This is a genomic window from Ensifer sp. R1-3 (genome assembly GCF_056739175.1).
The window spans coordinates 2,205,357-2,224,018 of record NZ_CP096515.1 but is presented as its reverse complement, the minus strand read 5'-3'; the positions used below and the strand labels follow the sequence as shown (position 1 = coordinate 2,224,018).

Here is an 18,662-nt window from a genome sequence, read left to right as displayed (position 1 = left end):
GAGCGCACATGCTCGAATCCGGCCACGTTCTTCGTTTAGCCTGGTGATCGGGCTGAATTCGTCTCGCTTGCGTTCGATCGCGGATTGACCGGACGCAAAGAGAAAGGGACCGCGTCCTCGATGGACCTCATGGGTGGTGGCAGCAGGAGCATGCACGCCAGCCGGCTTCTCGCCGTGCTGTGGCTGTTCTGCGCCTCTCTTTCCATGCAGGTCATCGCGGTCGGCCAGGGTGCAGCAGGCCGCGCGGCCGGAGCGCCGGCCGGCAATGTCGCTCAACCCGATACAGGTTCCTCCGACCGGCCGGTCGCCCGCCAGATTTGCAGGGCGGTTGCACTGCCCGACCTCCGTTTCAGCGGCGAGCGCGCTGACGGCAAGTCGATGCCCGGCGGCGATCCGGCGCCATGCATCCAATTTCAACGCGTGGCGCTCGCTGCGCCCGTGGCTTCTCCTTCTCCATCTCTGCCGCGAGCCGAAATCGCACGCGCCGCGCCGTGCCAGAACGAGTGCATCCGCGCGCCGCCACCGGCGGCAGCCATCGTTTGAGTTCGGCAGGGCTTTCGATCCCGCCTCAGCCATTGATGAAAACCCAGCCCGGACGCTGCCCAAGGCGCGTTCAGGCGTTTATGGAATTCCCACATGCGTACATCCAGATGGGCGGTCCTCGCCTATGTCGCGATCATCATCTTCGGATGCCTTGCGGCGCTACCGAGCGTTCTGACGCCGGCCATGAGGGAGCAGGTCGCTTCCGTCCTCCCGTTCGAGCCGGTCACGCTCGGCCTCGATCTGAGGGGCGGTTCGCACCTCGTTCTCGAGGTGGACGGGGCGGGGCTGCAGAAGGCTCGCCTCAACTCGCTTCTCGACGATACCCGTCGCGTCCTGCGCGGCGAGCGCGTCTCCGCCTCCTCGGCGCGCATCAGCGGCAACAGCGTGACCGTAAGCATCCCCGATGCTCAGGACCGGGACAAGGTTCTGCCGAAGCTGCAGGAACTGGCGACGCCCGTGAGCACGGTGGGTTTCGCCGCCCCGGCTCCTGAGGTCGAGGTAACGACGGCGGGCGATGTCATCACCCTGGCGATGACCGAGGCGGGTCTTGCCGACCGCATGACCAAGGCGGTCGAGCAGAGCCTGGAAATCATCCGCAACCGCGTCGACCAGGTCGGCGTCGCCGAACCGCTGATCCAGCGCATCGGTTCCAACCGCATTCTGGTCCAGCTGCCCGGCCTTCAGGATCCGACACGCCTGCGCGAGCTTCTGGGTTCGACGGCACAGATGAGCTTCCACATGCTCGATCAGAGCGTCGACGTCACACAGCCGGCGCCGCGTGGGGTCGACATTCTGCCGGGCGCCAATGACGGCAACCGCTATCCGGTCGAAAGCCGCGTCGCCATTTCCGGCGAGCGGCTGGACGACGCCAAGGTCGGCTTCGATCAGCGCACCAACCAGCCGGTCGTCGATTTCAGCTTCGACTCGCTCGGTGCCCGCCAGTTCGCCGACATCACCCGCGAAAACGTCGGCCGGCCGTTTGCGATCGTACTCGACGGCAAGGTGCTGACGGCGCCGGTCATCAACGAGCCCATTCTCGGTGGCCGCGGCCAGATCAGCGGCAGCTTCACGGTCGAGGAGGCGACGGTTCTTTCCGCACTCCTGCGCTCCGGTGCGCTGCCGGCACCGCTGACGATCATCGAAGAGCGCTCGGTCGGCCCGAATCTCGGCAGCGACTCGATTCGCATGGGCCTCTTTACCGGTCTCGCCGGTTTCGGCCTCGTCGTGGTCCTCATGGTCATCCTCTACGGGGCCTGGGGTATGATCGCCAATGTCGGCCTGGTGTTGCACACGATCATGACGATCGGCGTACTCGGCCTCATAGGTTCGACGCTGACCTTGCCCGGTATCGCCGGTATCATTCTCGGCATCGGCATGGCCGTGGACGCGAACATCCTGATCAATGCGCGTATCCGCGAAGAGACCGAGGCGGGCGCCGGCGCGATGAAGGCGCTGGATATCGGCTTCAACAAGGCTTATGCGACGATCATCGACTCCAACGTCACGACGCTTGCGGGCACGGTGCTTCTCTTCTGGTTCGGCAGCGGGCCGGTGAAGGGCTTTGCCGTCACCATGATGCTGGGCATCGGCATTTCGATGTTCACATCGGTTACGGTCGTGCGCCTGCTGATGCGCGAAGTCGTCGTGCGCCGCAAGATGAAGAAGCTGGAAATCCCGTCGCTTTTTGGCAAGGTGCCGCAGCTGCCCACCTTCTCCTTCATGAAGGGCCGGTTCCTCGCGATCGGCTTTTCGGCATTCCTGTCGATCAGCTCCGTCATCCTGTTCTTCACGCCGGGTCTCAATTACGGCATCGATTTCATCGGTGGCATTCAGGTCGAGGCGGTTTCGAAGGAGAAGATCAATCTGCCGACACTGCGTCAAAGCCTCGAGGAGCTCAATCTCGGCGAGGTGGCGCTCCAGGACTTCGGCGGCGGCCAATCGGTGCTGATCCGCGTGCAGCGGCAGCCGGGGGGCGAGCAGGCGCAGACGGTGGCACTGAACAAGGTCAAGGATGCGGTGACGACCGCCATCCCCGGTGCCAGCATGGAGCGGACCGAGGTCGTCGGTCCGACGGTCAGTGGCGAACTTGCGCGATCCGGCTTCCTCGCCGTCGCCCTCGCCATGTTGGCGATCCTGCTCTACATCTGGTTCCGCTTCGAATGGCACTTCGCCGTCGGCGCGATCGCCGTGCTCTTGCTCGACATCACCAAGACCGTCGGGTTCTTTGCACTCACGGGCATCGACTTCAACCTGACGGCGATCGCAGCGCTGCTGACGATGATCGGCTATTCGGTGAACGACAAGGTGGTGGTCTACGACCGCATGCGCGAAAACCTGCGCAAGTACAAGTCGATGCCGTTCTCCGATCTCATCGACATGAGCATCAACCAGGTGATCGCGCGATGCATCTTCACCTCGGCTGCAACGGCGCTTTCCCTTGTGCCGATGGCGATCTGGGGCGGCGAGGCGGTGCAGAGCTTCGCCTGGCCGATGATCTTCGGCGTCATCGTCGCGACGACCTCGTCCATCTATATCGGCGGTCCGATCCTCCTGTTCCTGAGCCGCTGGTGGAAGGAGCGGGAAGCCGCTCGTTCCGCCGGGCAGCAGGCGGAAACGCCGACGGCCTGACGGCCTCGCGCCGTCGACGGATGCGGGCGGAAAACCGTCCGCGCCTTTCCTGATCCCGCCGTGTCGATCCCGGCAAAGGGGCAGCCTCTACGAGGGCTGCCCCTTTTTCGTCGGAAATTCCTGCCTATATTCGACCCGTCCCTTGCACGGCGATTCGGCGCTACCTAGATAGCGTGATAGCCCGGACAGGCGAACGGATTTGCCGACGCGCCAGCTGCGGAAACGAGTAGTGAGAATTATTTTTCGCGTTCGTGTTTCTGCAGTTGACGAAATTGGTAGATTATTTTAGTTTGCCACTGTGGGAAGCGGAAGGAGTCCGCTTCGATTTGTTCATGAGCGCCTGGCGTCCTATGCCGGGCCAGCCAAAGGAGAGTGACATGTTCGAATTCTCGACCGCCGCTTTCTGCGGCTCACGTTCCCATTGTCGTGCAACGGTTAAAGGTCTCATTCGTCAACTTCGCCGAATGTGACCGTTCAAACTTACCGAGTTCATCCTTTGCCGAGAATTGAATTATCCGCGCCCGTGGGTGCGGAGGAGCGTTATTTACATGAGCAAGCAAGTTATCGAATATGGTGGTGAAGCCGTCGGAGTCGTCGTTCCCGACCAAGACCGTCTGAAGTTCCTGGCCGTCAAGTATCACGTCTGGGACCTGGACGCGCAACGCTTCCGTTCGGTCGATGAAGCACGCGCGGCCATTGGCCGGCTCCTTTCCGCCCAGGGCGGGCGGAACCTCACCAATCGGACGCCCGGCATCGCCGCCGCGTGACGTGCGAACCGTTCCAGGACAAGAAATTCTCTTCCAGGACAAGAAATTCTCTGGGGCGCGTCAGTGATACATTGAAACCCTGACGCGCTCCTGCACTCTTCCATCCTCGGTTACCGATCCTTCTCCGTTGTCGACTATATCAGTGTATTGGCAGCGCATTCTTGTGCTATGCCGGGACAAGACTGTTTCCGAGGTCGGATCCGGCGTTTCTGCGGGATCGGGGAGAATTGACTCGAATGCTGACGAAGAAGGGAAAATACGGACTGAAAGCATTGGTCGACCTGGCACGGCTTCCACCCGGGCAGACTGCCTTCATCACCGAAATCGCACAGCGCAACAACATTCCGAAAAAGTTTCTAGACACTATACTCCTGGAACTGCGCAACGCCGGCGTGTTGCGCTCGAAGAAAGGACCGGGCGGTGGTTATTCCCTGTCGCGACCGGCCTCCGAGATTCGCATCGGCCATGTCATAAGGACGCTCGACGGCCCGCTGGCGCCGATACGCTGCGCCAGCCGCACGGCCTATGAAATGTGCGACGACTGCACCGATCCGGAGACCTGCCGGGTGCGCATCTCGATGACATCGGTGCGTGACGCGATGTCCTCCATCCTCGATTCGATGACGCTCGCCGAATTCGCCGCCGGCGGGGTCCTTCCTCCGGAGACCTCGGTCGAAAAGCGCGTCGGCTGAGCATGACGGTTCGAAACGTCGCCGGTTTGGTATAAATGGCCGCCGAAAGGCTTGGTTTGTCCATGAAAAGAGCCTATCTGGCGTCTATCTTGCTGCGGCCCGCTGACGAGGCCGTTTTTTGGCTACGCACTTCCGGCGGAAAACCGTGACGCAGTTTTCCCGGAGGTGCCCTAAAGGGGGTCGATGATGGGTGTGAGACACGCGACGGCGGATGCGCATGCCGGTGGCACCGTGCTGGAGTCGATCGGCAGGACGCTGACGACGGCGACGAACGGCATCAAGGCCCTTGCAGACCATCTGACCAGTGACCAGGCCTTCGCGGGCGCCCTCGTCAATGCGGTCGAACTGATGGGCGACGGCGACGGCCGCGTCGTCGTTTCCGGGGTCGGCAAGAGCGGGCATATCGGCCGCAAGATTGCAGCCACCCTCGCATCCACCGGCACCTCGGCCTATTTCGTCCATCCGACCGAGGCAAGCCACGGCGACCTCGGCATGATCACCGCTCAGGATGCGCTGGTGCTGCTCTCCTGGTCGGGCGAAACGGCGGAACTCGCCAACATGCTGACATACGCCAAGCGCTTCAAGGTGCCGATCGTCTCGATCTGCTCCAACCGCGAGAGCACGCTCGCACGCAATTCCGAGATAGCCCTCGTGCTGCCGAAGGTGCCGGAGGCCTGTCCGCACGGCCTGGCGCCGACGACCTCGGCCATGCTGCAGCTTGCCGTCGGCGATGCTCTGGCGATCGCGCTCCTGGAGCGGCGCGGCTTCTCGGCCGAGGATTTCAAGACCTTCCATCCGGGCGGCAAGCTGGGCGCGCAGCTGCGCCTGGTTCAGGAGCTGGCGCATGGCACCGGACAGATGCCGTTACTCTCCGTCGGCCGTCCGATGAGCGAGGCGGTCATCGAAATGTCGGCCAGGGGCTTCGGCGTCGTCGGCATAACAGATGAAAGCGGCAAGCTGATCGGCGTCATCACCGACGGCGACCTGCGCCGTCACATGGCGGGCGACCTGTTGGCGCAACCGGTCCAGGAGGTGATGTCGCGCAACCCGCGGGTGATCAAGGGTGACGTCCTTGCCAGCGCCGCCATGGAATTCATGCAGGACCACAAGGTCACCGTGCTGTTCCTCGTCGACGAGGCCGGCGCCCCGGTCGGCATCCTGCACATTCACGATCTGCTGCGCGCCGGCGTCGCCTGATCTTCGCTGAGTTTCACCGGCTTTTGCCGGGGCGGCGGGTCGACGAAGGCGCCCGGTTCATTGACGTCGTTGCGGTGCAGCCGCTCGGCGATCGCCTTGGCGCCGGCATCCGTACCCGCACGGGAATAGAAGTTCCCGCGCACCTGGATCGAAGCGGCCATCAGCCTGAACATTGCCCCGCTCAGCACCGGATCCGGTGCCTCGGGCGCCGTCCAGAACGCGTCGAGCGGCTGCTGGTCGGTGAGACCGGCAATGTCGAAGACGGCCTTTCCCAGGACCTTCACGGGCTTGCCCTGCTTCAGAGCATGCAGTCCGGCGGTCGAGTTGACCGTTACCATTCCGCAACTGTGCTCCGTGAGCGAATCGAGATTGCCGCCGTCGAGATAGAGGACCCTGTCGCCGACACCGAGTGAGGCGGCCTTGTCCGCGACGATCCTGCGCCAGGAGATCAGGCTGTTGTCGAGCGGGTGCACCTTGACGGCGAGCCTGGTTCCTGCCGGCGCACGGCGCGCGAAAGAGGCAAGGATGCCGTCGATCGCTTCCCGCTGGCTGCCGAAGGGTGAATGCGCACGCAATTGATAGTCCGTTTCAAGTTGAAGCGGATAGACGAAGTACGGCGCATTTTTCGCCGAAAGCGAGCGGATCAACGCATCCGCGCGCCGCTGCTCGCCTTTGCCGGCCGCCAGCCGCCGGATCCACCCGGCATATTCGGCGAGCGGATGAAAGATGCCGTGCCGGCGGTAGCCGGGAAAGAGGAAGCAGAAAAACACGTTCGGCAGGTTGTAGAGGAGGTCGTATGCCGCCTCCGCAAGAAAGCTCTGCCCGTAGCACCGTTGCCAGTCGGGCTCGGGCAGTCCCGTTGCCGCTCGCAGGATTTGCGCGGGATCGACCGGAAAGTGCGAGTTGGACGACATGCCGCCGCGCTCGAGCGTCAACCAGTCCGGCCTGAGATAGCCCATTTCGACCACAAAGACTCGGACGCCGGCTTTTCGCGCGGCAGCTGTGGCGATCCGGTGATAGGGGCGCTCTTCGCCGAGCAGGACGAGGTCGGTGACGGCGTGGCGGCGGATGAAGGCCTCCACATAGGCCGGCCACCGCGCCAACGAGCCACGGTAGTTATGGCCGCCCCGGCGCCGCCAGAAGATCTGGTCGCCGGGATTGAGGTTGATGCGCAGGCAGCAATGGCCCAGCACTTCGAGATGCCCGGCGACCTTGGCGAAGACCGGCGACGCCGGTCCCTGCAAGAACAGGAAGGTTCTTGGCGCCGCGGGATCTATGGTCGTATCTGCTGTCATCGGGCGGATTCCGGAAGACGCTGCTATTGCAGCGCGTCCTTGTGCAGATTGGCGTGCTTCAGCATGGAGCCGAGCAGGTTCCAAGGATCCTCGTCCTTCGCCCGCTTCGGGCTGTGGGCCGCAGCGCGCGCCTTGGCGAGCGGCACGATGAAATAATCCGTGCGGGGATCCGGGAAGGGATCCGCGAAAGATTTCAGAAGGGGCGCGTGGTCGCCGTAAAAGACGAACCAGACCGGCCGGTCGAGCTTGTTGAGGCCGTCGATCAGCTGCTTCAACGCAGCGTCAGACTGCTCGAGGATGGCCAGGTAGATATCGACGGGATTGGTGAGCGTACCGACGCGCCCCGGTTCCCAGGGGCCGTGATTTGCCATCGAGGCGACGAAGAAAAAGCCGCTCTCCTCTTCCGGCAGCTTCTCGACTTCGGCGAGCACGCGGGCTGCCAGGGTGGCGTCGGAGACATAAAGCCCATCCCGCTCCGGTTTATGGTCGAAGGCATCGAGCATGGTAAGCTTCTCGAAGCCGAGCAGGGGCATCGCCTTGTGCCGCAGGAAGAACGTCCGGTCATAGGGATGAATGAAATGCGTGCGCCAGCCGGCGCGCTTGAGCTTTCCGGGCCAGACGATATCGGCATAGTGCGCGGCACGGAGATAAGGATAGCTGGCATCGACGTGGATGTCGTCGGGCACAAGGCCGCTCAGGACGGCAAATTCGGTGCGCAGCGTGTAGCCGCCCTCGAAGACATTGCTCAAGCGCCCCCATTGCACCGCCTGCTTGCGCAACCGGTCGACCGTCGGAAGCTTGATCGAATCGACACCGAAATGCCGCATGTCGATGAAGGACTCCGACTGCCATACGATGATCAGCGGGGCCTCCTCGTGGCCGATGAGGTCGTGCACCGCGGCGCGCAGTATTTCCGACAATTCGGCGACGATCTTGTCGCGCTTGACGCCGAGCCAGATGATGAAATGGAAGACGACGGAAGCGAAGGTACCGAAACGCACCGTGTTCATCTTGACGTTGATCGCCTTCACCAGTCTCTGCACGAGAGCGGCCGTCGGGCGGTTCACGGGCCCGTAAAACAACAGGCCCCAGGGTCCGGCGGCGATCCCCACCATCACCAGAACCCAGAAGAGCCTGCTTCTTTCGGGCAGGATCGTCGGCTCGAAATACATGTAAAGTGCCGATACGCCGAACACGTAAAGGAAGGCGACGATCCAGAAGACGATGTTCAGCGAGCTCGCATAGAAGATCGTCTTGTACTTGAAGACATCCGCGACCAGGGCGATATCGGAAAAGACCAGCGGCTCACGGATGAACTTGAACTTCGCGCGGGAAATGCCGGTGAAAATGATGAAGAAACTCATCGTGCCGGCGGCGGCATAGAGGGGCCGCCACGAGATCGCGAAGAAGCCGGCAAAGACGAGCGCGATGACCGGCAGCCGGGCGAGATGGTCGATCCTGTCCCGATTGCTCCCGTATTTCGGTGCGTTCTTCCTGCGTTCGCGCGCCGGAAGGGCGAACCGGTCCGTATAGAAGATCACCGCGCAGGACAGCAGGTAGCACCCGAGGGTCAAGGCTATCGGGTAGTCATGCAGGTTGAAGGGAATGAGCGCCAAGCCGATACCTTTGAGCCATTTCACCGTCGCCGCCTCGGCAGAAGGCTTCTCCCGACACTTAAAGCCTAATATTGGCTGGCACAAGCATGGCCGCGGGCGCCGCCGTCACAGTCCACTGTTGCGCGCGATTGCCCGGTCGAACCACCAATTGAGGAAAGGCCTGACCGCCGGCCCGAAGCGGCCGAGAAGATACAAGACCGCGCCAAAATAAATCTCGAAGCGCCGCCGGTCGATGCCCTTGACGATCTTTCGCGCGACCGCCTCGGCCGTCCATGGGCGGACGGTTCCCATGATTACGCTTGCCTCCACTGGCCGGGCGGCAAGCTCCCTCTTGAATTGCGGCGTCTCCGTATCGGGTGGAAAGCAGATCGAAATGCCGACATTGTGGGCGCGCGCTTCGCTGCGCAGCGCCTGGGCGAACCCGTTAAGCGCGAACTTCGAGGCGCAGTAGGCGGTATATCCGTAGATGCCGATCAGGCCGGCACCCGAAGAAACCATCAGAATATGGCCGCGGCGCCTGTTCTTCATGTCCGGATAAACTGCGCGCACGGCATGCACCGTGCCCGAAAAGTTCGTTTCCATCTGCCGGTCGAAGGCCGCGCCCTGCATCGCTTCGAATGGCGCCGGTTCGACGACGCCTGCCGAGGTCACGAGAACGTCGCAGGGTCCGAACGCATCCACACAGCGGAAGATCGCGGCCTCGATCTCCTCTCCTTTGGAGACATCGGCGGCCTCCACACGGACAGCTCCAGCCTCGAGACCGTGTTCGGCTACCAGATTCTGTGCTGCCTTCTCCAGAAGATCGCGCGAGCGTGCGACAAGAGAGAGCCGCGCTCCGCGGGCCGCGTAGATCGAGGCGACCGCGAGGCCAATTCCGCTCGAGCCGCCGGTGATGATCACATGTGTCATGGACGAACCCGTTGGCGGCCCGCCTGCGGCGGCTGGTGGTCAGCGCGCCGAGAGCGCACTCAGCATCTTCTCGATATCGACGCCGCCGAGGCCGAAATTGCGGTCGGTGAGATCCTTCAGGCGTTCGGCCGTCAATGTGACGGTGCGGCGGATCTGTTCCTCGGTGTGGTCGCAGGTGATGAAGAAGCGCAAGCGCGCCTGTCCTTCCGGCACCGCCGGGTGGATGATCGGCAGGACGTTGACGCCGGCGGCGAGCAGGTCGTTCGAAAGCTGGACGGCGCGCAGCGAATCCCCGACGATGACAGGCACGACCGAAAAGCCGCCGCTCAGCCCGGTATCGAGGCCGGCCTCCTTGGCAAGCTTCAGGAACAGGCTGCCGTTGCGTCTCACCGCCGCCGTGCGTTCCGGTTCGCTTGCCAGGATGTCGAGGCTGGCGACCGCGGATGCGGCAAGCACGGGGGCGAGGCCGACGCTATAGACGAAGCCGCCGGCAGATGCCTTCAGCACGGCCGCCAGGGCGGCGCTTCCTGCTATGTAGCCGCCGCAGCTCGACGTCGTCTTCGACAATGTTCCCATCCAGATGTCGACTTCGTGCGGATCGGCCCCGAAATGTTCGGCGAGGCCCCTGCCGTGCCGGCCGAGGACCCCGAGCGAATGCGCCTCGTCGACCATCAGCCAGAAGCCGTATTCGGCCCTGAGCTTCAGAAGCGCCGGCAGATTGGCGACGTCGCCGTCCATCGAGTAGATGCCCTCGACGATCACGAGGATGCGCCGGTAGTCACCGGCGACGGTGCGCAGGACATGCTCGAGATCCGCGGTGTCGTTGTGCTTGAAGAAGCGGCGTGTCGCGCCTGAAAGCTTGATCCCGGCGAGCGCGCTGTTGTGGATGAACTCGTCGTGGATGACGAGGTCCTTCGGCCCCATCAGGCAGCTGATCGCGGCGACATTCGTCAGGTAGCCGCTTACGAAACAGACGGCGGCATCAACGCCGTAGAATTGCGCGATCTTTTCTTCGAGCTCCACATGCTGCGGCCGTTCGCCGGCAACGAGGCGGCTCGCCGACGCGGAAATCCCGAAGCCGGCGATCGTCTCGCGCGCCCGCTCGAGGACGTGAGCATGCCGGTTGAGCCCGAGATAGTCATAGGAGGCGAAGTTGATCAGCTTGCGGCCATCGATCATCGTCGTCGCACCGGCTGCCGTCTGATGCGGCCGGTAGAACGGGTTGGCGATGCCGAGCTGCTCGCTGGCGATCTTCTGCGTAAGGACCTGCTTATACTCGGGCAAATCCTCGAAACGCGCCTGCTGGCGACGCGGAGCCGGCGGCAACTCCCGCTCCGAGCGCGCCATCCGGTTGCGCTCGGACGATTGATGCGTGTTCCGCATCCTGTCCAACAGGCTCTCCTTGAGACTGCTGTTCATCTTCGGGAAGGTCTGGCCGTTTCCGTCGTTGCTCATTGACTCAGTGCTTTTTCCTTGTCCGCTCCGACATGACGCTGCGTGAGTTCTGTTACAAGCTTGTCGTCACCGGCCTCGTTCTCGTTGCCCTGGTCACGCTTGCTTACCTTTTCATGGAGCTTGCGCGCGATGTCGCCGACCGTGGTATTGTCCGCGACGCCGCTCAAAGGCATGTCGAAGCCGGTGTTCTGCTGGAAACTCATGCCGAGTTCAACGGCCATGAGGCTGTCGAGGCCGATCTCCTTCAATATCTTTCCGCGAGTGACCGTATCCTTCGAGACGCGAAGGATGGCAGCGATCTCGCCGGCCACCAGATCGAAGAGGATGTCCTCGGCCTCCTGCGGCGATTTGCCTTCGATCATGGCGACGAGATCCATCGTCGTGCCCTCGGCGCCAGCGGCATGCTGATCGGCGCTGCGCAGGATCACCTCGAAGAGCGCGTTGCGGGCGACCGGCAGGTTCCGCGCAGCCGTCCAGTCGATCTCCGAAATCATCACGACGGCCGCGTCGACCGTGCCCGGATCCGCGGCGATGTGGTTTTCCACCATGTCGAGCGCCACCTGGGCCTTCAGCGCCGTTTTGCCGATGCGCTTGGCGAGCAGGTCGTTGACATCGGCGTTCTGCGTCAGGTAGCCGGCATCGGCAATCGCGCCGAAGCCGACGGCGAGCCCTGCCAGGCCCTCCTGGCGCCGTGCACGGGCAAGGCCTTCGAGATAGCCGTTGGCGGCGACATAGTTCGCCTGGCCGGGGTTGCCGACCAGCGTCGTGGCCGAGGAGAACAGGATGAAGTTGTCGAGCCTGTCACCACGGGTAAGGCGATCGAGAATTGCCGCGCCCTTGGCTTTCGTTTCGATGACCGGCCGGTTGCGTTCGCGGCTCAGATTGCTGATCAGCGCATCGTCGAGCACCATCGCCGCGTGAACGACGGAGCGAAGCGGTGCTTCCGAACGAAGCGTCGCCAGAAGCGTCTCCACGGCCGCGGCATCCGTGATGTCGCAAGCATGGACCGAAGCCGCAACGCCGCCATTCTGCCAGCGCTCGATCATCGCGCGCGTTTCCGCATCCGGCTGGCCTCGGCGGGAGCAAAGCGCAATACGGCGTGCGCCTTTCTCGACGAGCCAGTTGGCGGCGACGAGGCCGAAGCCGCCGATGCCGCCGACGACGAGATGGACGCCGTCCGGGTCGACCTTCATGCCCCTCACAGCCTTCGCCGTCACCTCGTGCCTGCCGGCAACGGGCGGCAGCACCACGATCTTGCCGATATGCCCGGCATTCTGCATCAGCCGGAAGGCATTGCCGATTTCATCGTAATCGAAGGCGCGATAGGGAAGCGGCGTGAGCTTGCCTTCCTCGAAGAGCGCTCCGATCTCCATGAAGATGCGCCTGGTCAGATCCGGCGCATTCACCAGCAACTGATCGGCGTCGATGCCGAAATAGCTGACATTGCGGCGGAACGGCCTGAGCCCGATCTTGCTGTCGGCGTAATAGTCGCGCTTGCCGAGTTCCAGGAACCGGCCAAAGGGTTTCACCAGCGAGAGGCTCTGCTCCATCGCTTCGGCGAAAAGCGAATTGAGCACGAGGTCGACGCCTTCCCCGCCGGTGACCGAACGGACATCCTCGACGAAGCCGAGCGAACGCGAATCGAAGACATGATCGGCGCCGAGCATCGTCAGGAAACGCCGCTTTTCGCGCGTTCCCGCCGTGGCGATGACCTTGGCGCCCTTGAGCTTTGCGACCTGGAGCGCGGCAAGGCCGACGCCGCCGGCAGCACCGTGGATCAAAATCGTCTCTCCAGCCTGAATGCGGCCGAGCTCGACAATGGCGTAGTAGGCGGTAAGGAAGGCGACCGGCAATGTGGCCGCGGCCACCGGGCTCAACGCTCGCGGCAGCTTGGCGATGCCGGCGCGCGCGACGACCGCATGGGTCGAGAAGGCGGCGGAGGCGATCGCCATCACCGCATCGCCGACCGCGAGATCGTCGATCTCTTCGCCGACCGCGACCACGTGGCCGGACAGTTCCATGCCGATGGTTGCCCCGGCGAAGCCGTCTTCCAACGCCTCTTCCGGCAACAGGCCCATGGCCCACATCACGTCGCGGAAATTCAAGCCGGTTGCCGCGACGGCGACGACGACCTCGTTGGGGCCCGGCTCCGGTACGCTCGCCTCTTCCCAGGCGATGCTTGCAACCTGCGAGCTGACGCGCTGGCGAATGGTCGCGGCCGCGAAGGCGTTGGTTTTCCCGTCAGCCTTGTTCGTTGCGCCGGGTACGGCCCGAAGCTCCGACAGCAGGCCCGTCTTCCGGTCGAGCAGCCATTCCCGGTTCTGTCCCGAAACCGTCAGCAGGGGAAGCGCTGCGGCAAGCATATCCTTGCGGCCGATGTCGGCATCACCGGCAAGATCGAGCGTGTGAACGTCGATAAACTCATATTCGTTCTGAAGGACGCGGGCGAAGGCCCACAATCCGGAATTCAGCCCGGAGCTTGCCGAGGCTGACAAGGGAGCGCCGCCCGGGGCCACGAGCACAAGGCGCGGCCGGTCGTCGCCCTCCGGCTCGACGCCGGCGAGATGCTGTTTCAATGCCTCGGCAAAGGCGCTGAGCGCCAATACGCGCGTCTGCAGCAGGGCCGAACCGTCGCCGCCGGCGCGCTCCGCCTCGGACATGAAAACTGCGCGCAACGGTCTGTCGCCCATGGCTTCGAGGGCTGCGCGGAGCGTCGCCATATCTGCGGCAAGGTCGCCTGTCACACGGACGGGAGCGGCACTCCTTCCGCCGGCCGCGACCGGTTTCTGGGCAGTGGCAGTCTCGATCAGCAGATATGGTGTCGCGGTTTCCCCCGGCTCGGCGCCTGCACCCGCCGCCGCTGTGCCACGGGCCTCGATCAGGATGGTGTTCCCATGCGGGCATTCGCGATCCGTCACGACCACGTCGCCGAGGTCGAGATCTGCGAGACACTTCTGCCAATGGGGTACGGCCGCGATCCTGCCGATCGGGAATTCTGCCGTCTGGCTGCGCTCGAACCATCCGCCCGAGAGACCCAGGGCGAAATCGGCGAAGATCGACGGCGCGCTGACGGCCGCGACGAACCCGCTTCCGGCGGGCATGGAGCGAAGGGCCGTGCGGACGCCGCTCTCCTCTTCGATCAGCTGGTAGAGATTGTCCGAAGCACTGACGGCGAGGTCGAACGGGCCGATATCGGCGAATTCGCTCTTCTTCAGAACGCGCACATGCGCATCCTCCTCGAAGGCGATTTCCAGATTCCGTTGTGCATTGTCGCGCGGCTCGAAAATGGAAAGTGCTGCACCATTGCGCGCTGCCAGATCGGCCAGCCGGCGGCTGAAGCCGGCGGAGACGCTGCCGAGTTCGATGAGCCGCAGGCGGGCGCCTGCCGGCTGCGCAGCGAGAACTTGTTCGACCGTATGAAGCACCTGGTCCATGCGCGACCGGCTCGCCACGGAATGCACGGCCTGATGGTCGAGCGTCGCTTCGCTGATGAAACCGGCATTGAACGAAGCCGCGTCGTCGCCTGCACGCACCGGCCCAAGCAGCGCGTTGAGACGGCTGAGTGCTTCCGCATAGGCGTTGTTGACGAGCACCGCTTCCACCGCACGATCGGGGCGGTCGCCATAGAGCTCGCCAAGGATCTCCGGAACGGTCGGAAGCGAGAACTCCCGTGCGACCTTCCAGTTGCCGTTCTGGTGCTCGCAAAGGCCGGCATCCTCGAGCGTCAGCAGGCAGCTCGTCAGGAAGCACTGGAACGCGAAGTCCCCGGGCAGCGCGTCGCCTCGCACTGTGGCGGTCCCCCTGCCGAGCTTCAGGGCAATTTCCTGGCAGGCGCGGTAGATGGCGGCGTTGAAGAGCAGGGTCGCGTTGTCGACGCCATTGTCATCGATCGGCTCGGCCAGCGTCGCAGGCATGGCCGTCGCAACTTTCGTGCCGGGCATGACCACGTCGGACAGAACTGCCTCATAGTGGAAGGAAAGGCCTTCAAGCGTCTTGTGCTTGCGCAGATAGGTACGGCGGAAGCGGCAATCCTCGAAGTGTGCGATCGCGACGCCGGTCTCGTCGAAGAAATGGAACCGTGCCTTGATCGAGTTGGCGCTGACCCGCTCGATCTCGATCGTCGCGCGGGCGATCGGCCGGCCGGCATTGACGACGCGCACGGAGCCGAAACGGACAGGAATATAGGGGGCGCCGCCCTTGTCGCCGGTGAAGCGGTCGAAGAGTGCGACCAGGCCGTGGAAGGTCGCGTCGACCGAGATCGGATGAAGGGCGTAGGTGACGTGGGGGTGCCCCGATGCCTGGGGGTGCTTCAACTCGACGTCGATAAGCCGGTCGCCATAGGCCACGGCTTTGGAGAGAAGCTGGAATTGCGGGCCGTAGTCCAGCCCGAACTGCTTCGCCGTTTCATAGGCCTTGGCCGCCGTCACGGTCGCCGTCTTCGCCAAGCCTTTGGTGGACGGACAGTCGTTGCTCGTCGCCGGTAAGGGCTTGCGGCTTCGCGCGACGGCATGCACCGTCCAATCGTCTTCCGAGAGACGTTCGCGCGACCGGATCTCGATGTCGCCGGTCTCCGGCGACAGGATGGTCGAGAGTTCCATGATACGGCTGTCGCTCAGTTCGAGCGGGCGGACGATCTCCAGATTGGTGATCTCGACCTCGTCGCTGCCGTGATATTGCTGGGCGGCGGAAACGGCGATTTCGATGAAACCGCTGCCCGGGAGGATCGCCTTGCCGTCGACCACGTGTTCGGCGAGATCAGGGAAGAGATGCGCGTCGACGTGGTTTTTCCAGCTTCCCGCATTGGGGTCGCCGCGCCAGCCGTTGAGCCGATAGGGCTTTGCGGAACGTCCGAAGAGATCCGTCGCATCGGTCGTGGCCGCCGGCCGCAGTTCCACCGGCTCGAAGGGCAGTGCGGGGAGTTCGATGAATGCGTCCCGCTTGCCATAGACACGCGACCGGTCGACGGCGGCACCGTGGGCGACTGCGCGCGCCATCGACGCGGAGATCGGATCGTGGCCGTTCGCGCCGGCGTCGCGCAGCAATGTCGCCACCACCGAAGCCGGCACTGCCGCCTGCTTGATCGTCTCCTTGACATAGGAGCCAAGGATCGGACGCGGCGAGATCTCGATGAACAGCATGCAGCCGAGATCGAGCGCGGCCTCGGCAGCGGCCTGGAAACGCACGGGCTCGCGAACGTTCTTCCACCAGTAGTCGGGATCGAGAGCAGTCCCGTCGAGCGCGGCACCCGTGACGGTCGACAGATAGGCCAGCTCCGTCCGGCGGGGGGCGATATCAGGGATATCGGAGAGGAACGCCTCTTTCGCCCGGTCGATGATCGGATGGTGGAACGGATAATTGATGTCGAGGATCTGAACCGGGATTTTCGCCTTGCGCGCAGCGTCGCGGAACGCCGAAATCTCGTTCGCCGGGCCGGAAATCGTCACCGAATTGTGAGCGTTGATTGCTGCGACGCAGACATCGTCGAGACCGCGCTCCGCCGCGAAAGCCTTGGCTGCCTCCTCGCCCAGCATAACGGCCGCCATCGTGCCCTGGCCGGCCAGAAGGTCCTGGTGCAGCGATCGTTTGGCGACGATCGACACGGCGTCGACGAGCGACAGCGCCCCCGCTGCATAGGCCGCGGCGATTTCGCCGACCGAATGACCGAAGACGGCGGTCGGCTTGATGCCCATGGCCACGAGCGAGTCGGAGAGCGCGGCCTGTATCGCGAAAAGCAGCGGCTGGGCCACCTTCGTATCCGCGAGCTTCCTGTCGAGTTCGGGGTCGGTCAGGAGATCGGTGAGGACGATATCCGAATGGAACCTGAAAAGGGCGCTGACCGAAGTGAACGACTGACGGAAGTGCAGATTCTCGCGGAAGGCCTCGACACCCATGCCGGCCCATTGCGAGCCGTTGCCGGAGAAGACGAAGGCGACCTTTGCTTCTTTCGCGGCCGCTTCGCCCGTCTCCCCGATATCGGAGCCGGGCTTTTCCAGGTGGTTGGCAATCGCCCGGACGATATCTTCGGGATGATCGCTGCGTGCCGCGAACCGATGGCGCATATGCGTCCGATTGGCGCCGGAGGCGGCGACGATCGCGCGCGTCTCTTCCTTCGTCGCGCCCGCAAAGGCGGCCTTATAGTCTCTGAGCAGGTTTTCGAGGCTCGACGCGGTATGGGCGCTTGCCAGAAACACGTGGCCCGCCGGCGAGGTCGCAGCCTTTTCCGCCTGTGCCGGATCCGGATCGCTGATGACGACATGGGCGTTGGCGCCGCCGAAGCCGAAGGAATTGATGCCGGCGAGCCGCGCCCGCTTGCCCTTCAGAAGCTCGATCGGATTGGCGGTCACACGGACATTGAGGCCGTCGAAGTCGATCTGCTCGTTCGGCGTCTCGAAATGCAGCGAGGCCGGCAGATAATTGTTCTCCAGAGCCAGAACCGCCTTCATCATCCCGAACAGGCCGGAGGCCGGCTCGGTATGGCCGATATTGGACTTTATCGAGCCGATCGGCACCGGAGCCCGGCGCTTCGCGCCGATCACCGTGCCTATGGACCATACCTCCGCCGGGTCGCCGACCTTCGTGCCGGTACCATGGCCTTCTACGAAGGCAACCTGATTGGCGTCGATGCCGTTGCCTTCGTAGATCATCCTCAGCAGATTGGCCTGCGCCTCGCGCGAGGGCAGCGAGATGCCGTTGGTGCGGCCGGCCGAATTGACACCGGAGGCGACGATCCGGGCATAGCTCCGGTCGCGCTCGCGTTGCGCCCGGTCCGTGCGGCGCAGGACGAAGACGACGCCGCCCTCGGCGCGAACATAGCCGGCGCCGTCATTGTCATAGGCGCGGCAGAGCCCTTCGGGCGAGAGCATGCGCGCCTGGGCGAAGCCGACGAAGGGAAGCGGGTGGGCGAGGATATTGACGCCGCCGACGATGGCCGTGTCGATCTCTCCGGCGTTCAGCGCCCGCATCGCCTGATCGAGGGCTACGAGCGAAGAGGAACAGGCCGTGTCGACGGTCATGCTCGGACCGCTCAGGCCGAAGACGTGGGAAATACGGTTGGAGACGATCGACAGCGTGTTGCCCGTCATGAAGTAGGGCCCGGCGGCAGCCGGATCGTCGACCGTCAGATTGGCGTGGTCGAGGCTGGAGGCGCCGACATAGACGCCGACATTTTCACCGTGCAGCGACGCCACGGAAATATTGGCGTCCTCGAGCGCTCGCCAGGCGAGCTGCAACAGAACCCGCTGCTGCGGGTCCATATACATGGCCTCGCGCTGCGACATCCCGAAAACGGCGGGATCGAAATCGTAGATATGGTCGAGAACGCCGGCGGCAAACGAATAGGTCTTGCCGGGCGTGCCCATGACCGGGTGCCAGAAACGCGCAAGGTCCCAGCGGTCCGAAGGGACGCGGGTCACGGTGCACTTGCCCTGACGAAGGATTTTGAACAGCGCCTGCGGAGATTTCGCTCCCGGGGCAAGGCATGCACGCCCTATGATTTCAACCGTCATGTAAGATCGAACGCTCTGAACTGCCGTTAAAATTGTCTTAGCCCATTGCAAGGTC

10 protein-coding genes are annotated in these 18,662 nt (G+C 63.7%); 5 read left to right on the top strand and 5 right to left on the bottom strand.

Annotation, left to right across the window (positions count from 1 at the left end; all coding sequences use genetic code 11):
• The first annotated feature begins 120 nt into the window (after positions 1 to 120).
• The 5 genes from M1D43_RS10735 (at position 121) to M1D43_RS10715 (ending at position 5,827) form a co-directional block, all read left to right on the top strand.
• A complete protein-coding gene (locus tag M1D43_RS10735) occupies positions 121 to 543 on the top strand; it encodes a hypothetical protein (RefSeq protein WP_192923396.1) in 423 nt (140 codons plus the stop codon).
• 93 nt (positions 544 to 636) lie between these two features.
• Positions 637 to 3,171, top strand: coding sequence for a protein translocase subunit SecD (gene secD, locus M1D43_RS10730; protein ID WP_013843950.1), 2,535 nt, complete (start codon positions 637 to 639; stop codon positions 3,169 to 3,171).
• A gap of 548 nt (positions 3,172 to 3,719) precedes the next feature.
• Positions 3,720 to 3,938, top strand: a complete 219-nt coding sequence (locus tag M1D43_RS10725) for a hypothetical protein (RefSeq protein ID WP_004435856.1) — start codon at positions 3,720 to 3,722, stop codon at positions 3,936 to 3,938.
• A 236-nt stretch (positions 3,939 to 4,174) separates the two neighbouring features.
• Positions 4,175 to 4,630 (top strand): RrF2 family transcriptional regulator, encoded by a 456-nt coding sequence (locus tag M1D43_RS10720; protein ID WP_010968668.1) that lies wholly within the window; start codon positions 4,175 to 4,177, stop codon positions 4,628 to 4,630.
• A 183-nt stretch (positions 4,631 to 4,813) separates the two neighbouring features.
• Positions 4,814 to 5,827 (top strand): KpsF/GutQ family sugar-phosphate isomerase, encoded by a 1,014-nt coding sequence (locus M1D43_RS10715; RefSeq protein WP_153313155.1) that lies wholly within the window; start codon positions 4,814 to 4,816, stop codon positions 5,825 to 5,827.
• Here M1D43_RS10715 and M1D43_RS10710 read toward each other — a convergent pair.
• From M1D43_RS10710 to M1D43_RS10690, 5 genes are all read right to left on the bottom strand, one after another.
• Positions 5,797 to 7,122, bottom strand: a complete 1,326-nt coding sequence (locus M1D43_RS10710) for a capsule polysaccharide biogenesis protein (protein WP_153313154.1) — start codon at positions 7,120 to 7,122, stop codon at positions 5,797 to 5,799. The genes M1D43_RS10715 and M1D43_RS10710 overlap by 31 nt on opposite strands.
• Before the next feature lie 23 nt (positions 7,123 to 7,145).
• Positions 7,146 to 8,762 carry an LTA synthase family protein gene (locus M1D43_RS10705; protein ID WP_318853549.1) on the bottom strand — a complete coding sequence of 539 codons (1,617 nt, stop codon included), beginning with the start codon at positions 8,760 to 8,762 and terminating at the stop codon, positions 7,146 to 7,148.
• Between the two features lie 81 nt (positions 8,763 to 8,843).
• Positions 8,844 to 9,647 carry an SDR family oxidoreductase gene (locus tag M1D43_RS10700; RefSeq protein ID WP_153313153.1) on the bottom strand — a complete coding sequence of 268 codons (804 nt, stop codon included), beginning with the start codon at positions 9,645 to 9,647 and terminating at the stop codon, positions 8,844 to 8,846.
• Between the two features lie 39 nt (positions 9,648 to 9,686).
• On the bottom strand, positions 9,687 to 11,102 hold the full coding sequence (locus M1D43_RS10695; protein ID WP_004435872.1) for an aminotransferase class I/II-fold pyridoxal phosphate-dependent enzyme: 1,416 nt from the start codon (positions 11,100 to 11,102) through the stop codon (positions 9,687 to 9,689).
• Positions 11,099 to 18,607 carry a type I polyketide synthase gene (locus M1D43_RS10690; RefSeq protein ID WP_153313152.1) on the bottom strand — a complete coding sequence of 2,503 codons (7,509 nt, stop codon included), beginning with the start codon at positions 18,605 to 18,607 and terminating at the stop codon, positions 11,099 to 11,101. Before M1D43_RS10690 ends, M1D43_RS10695 begins: the two co-directional genes overlap by 4 nt.
• Positions 18,608 to 18,662: the final 55 nt, after the last annotated feature.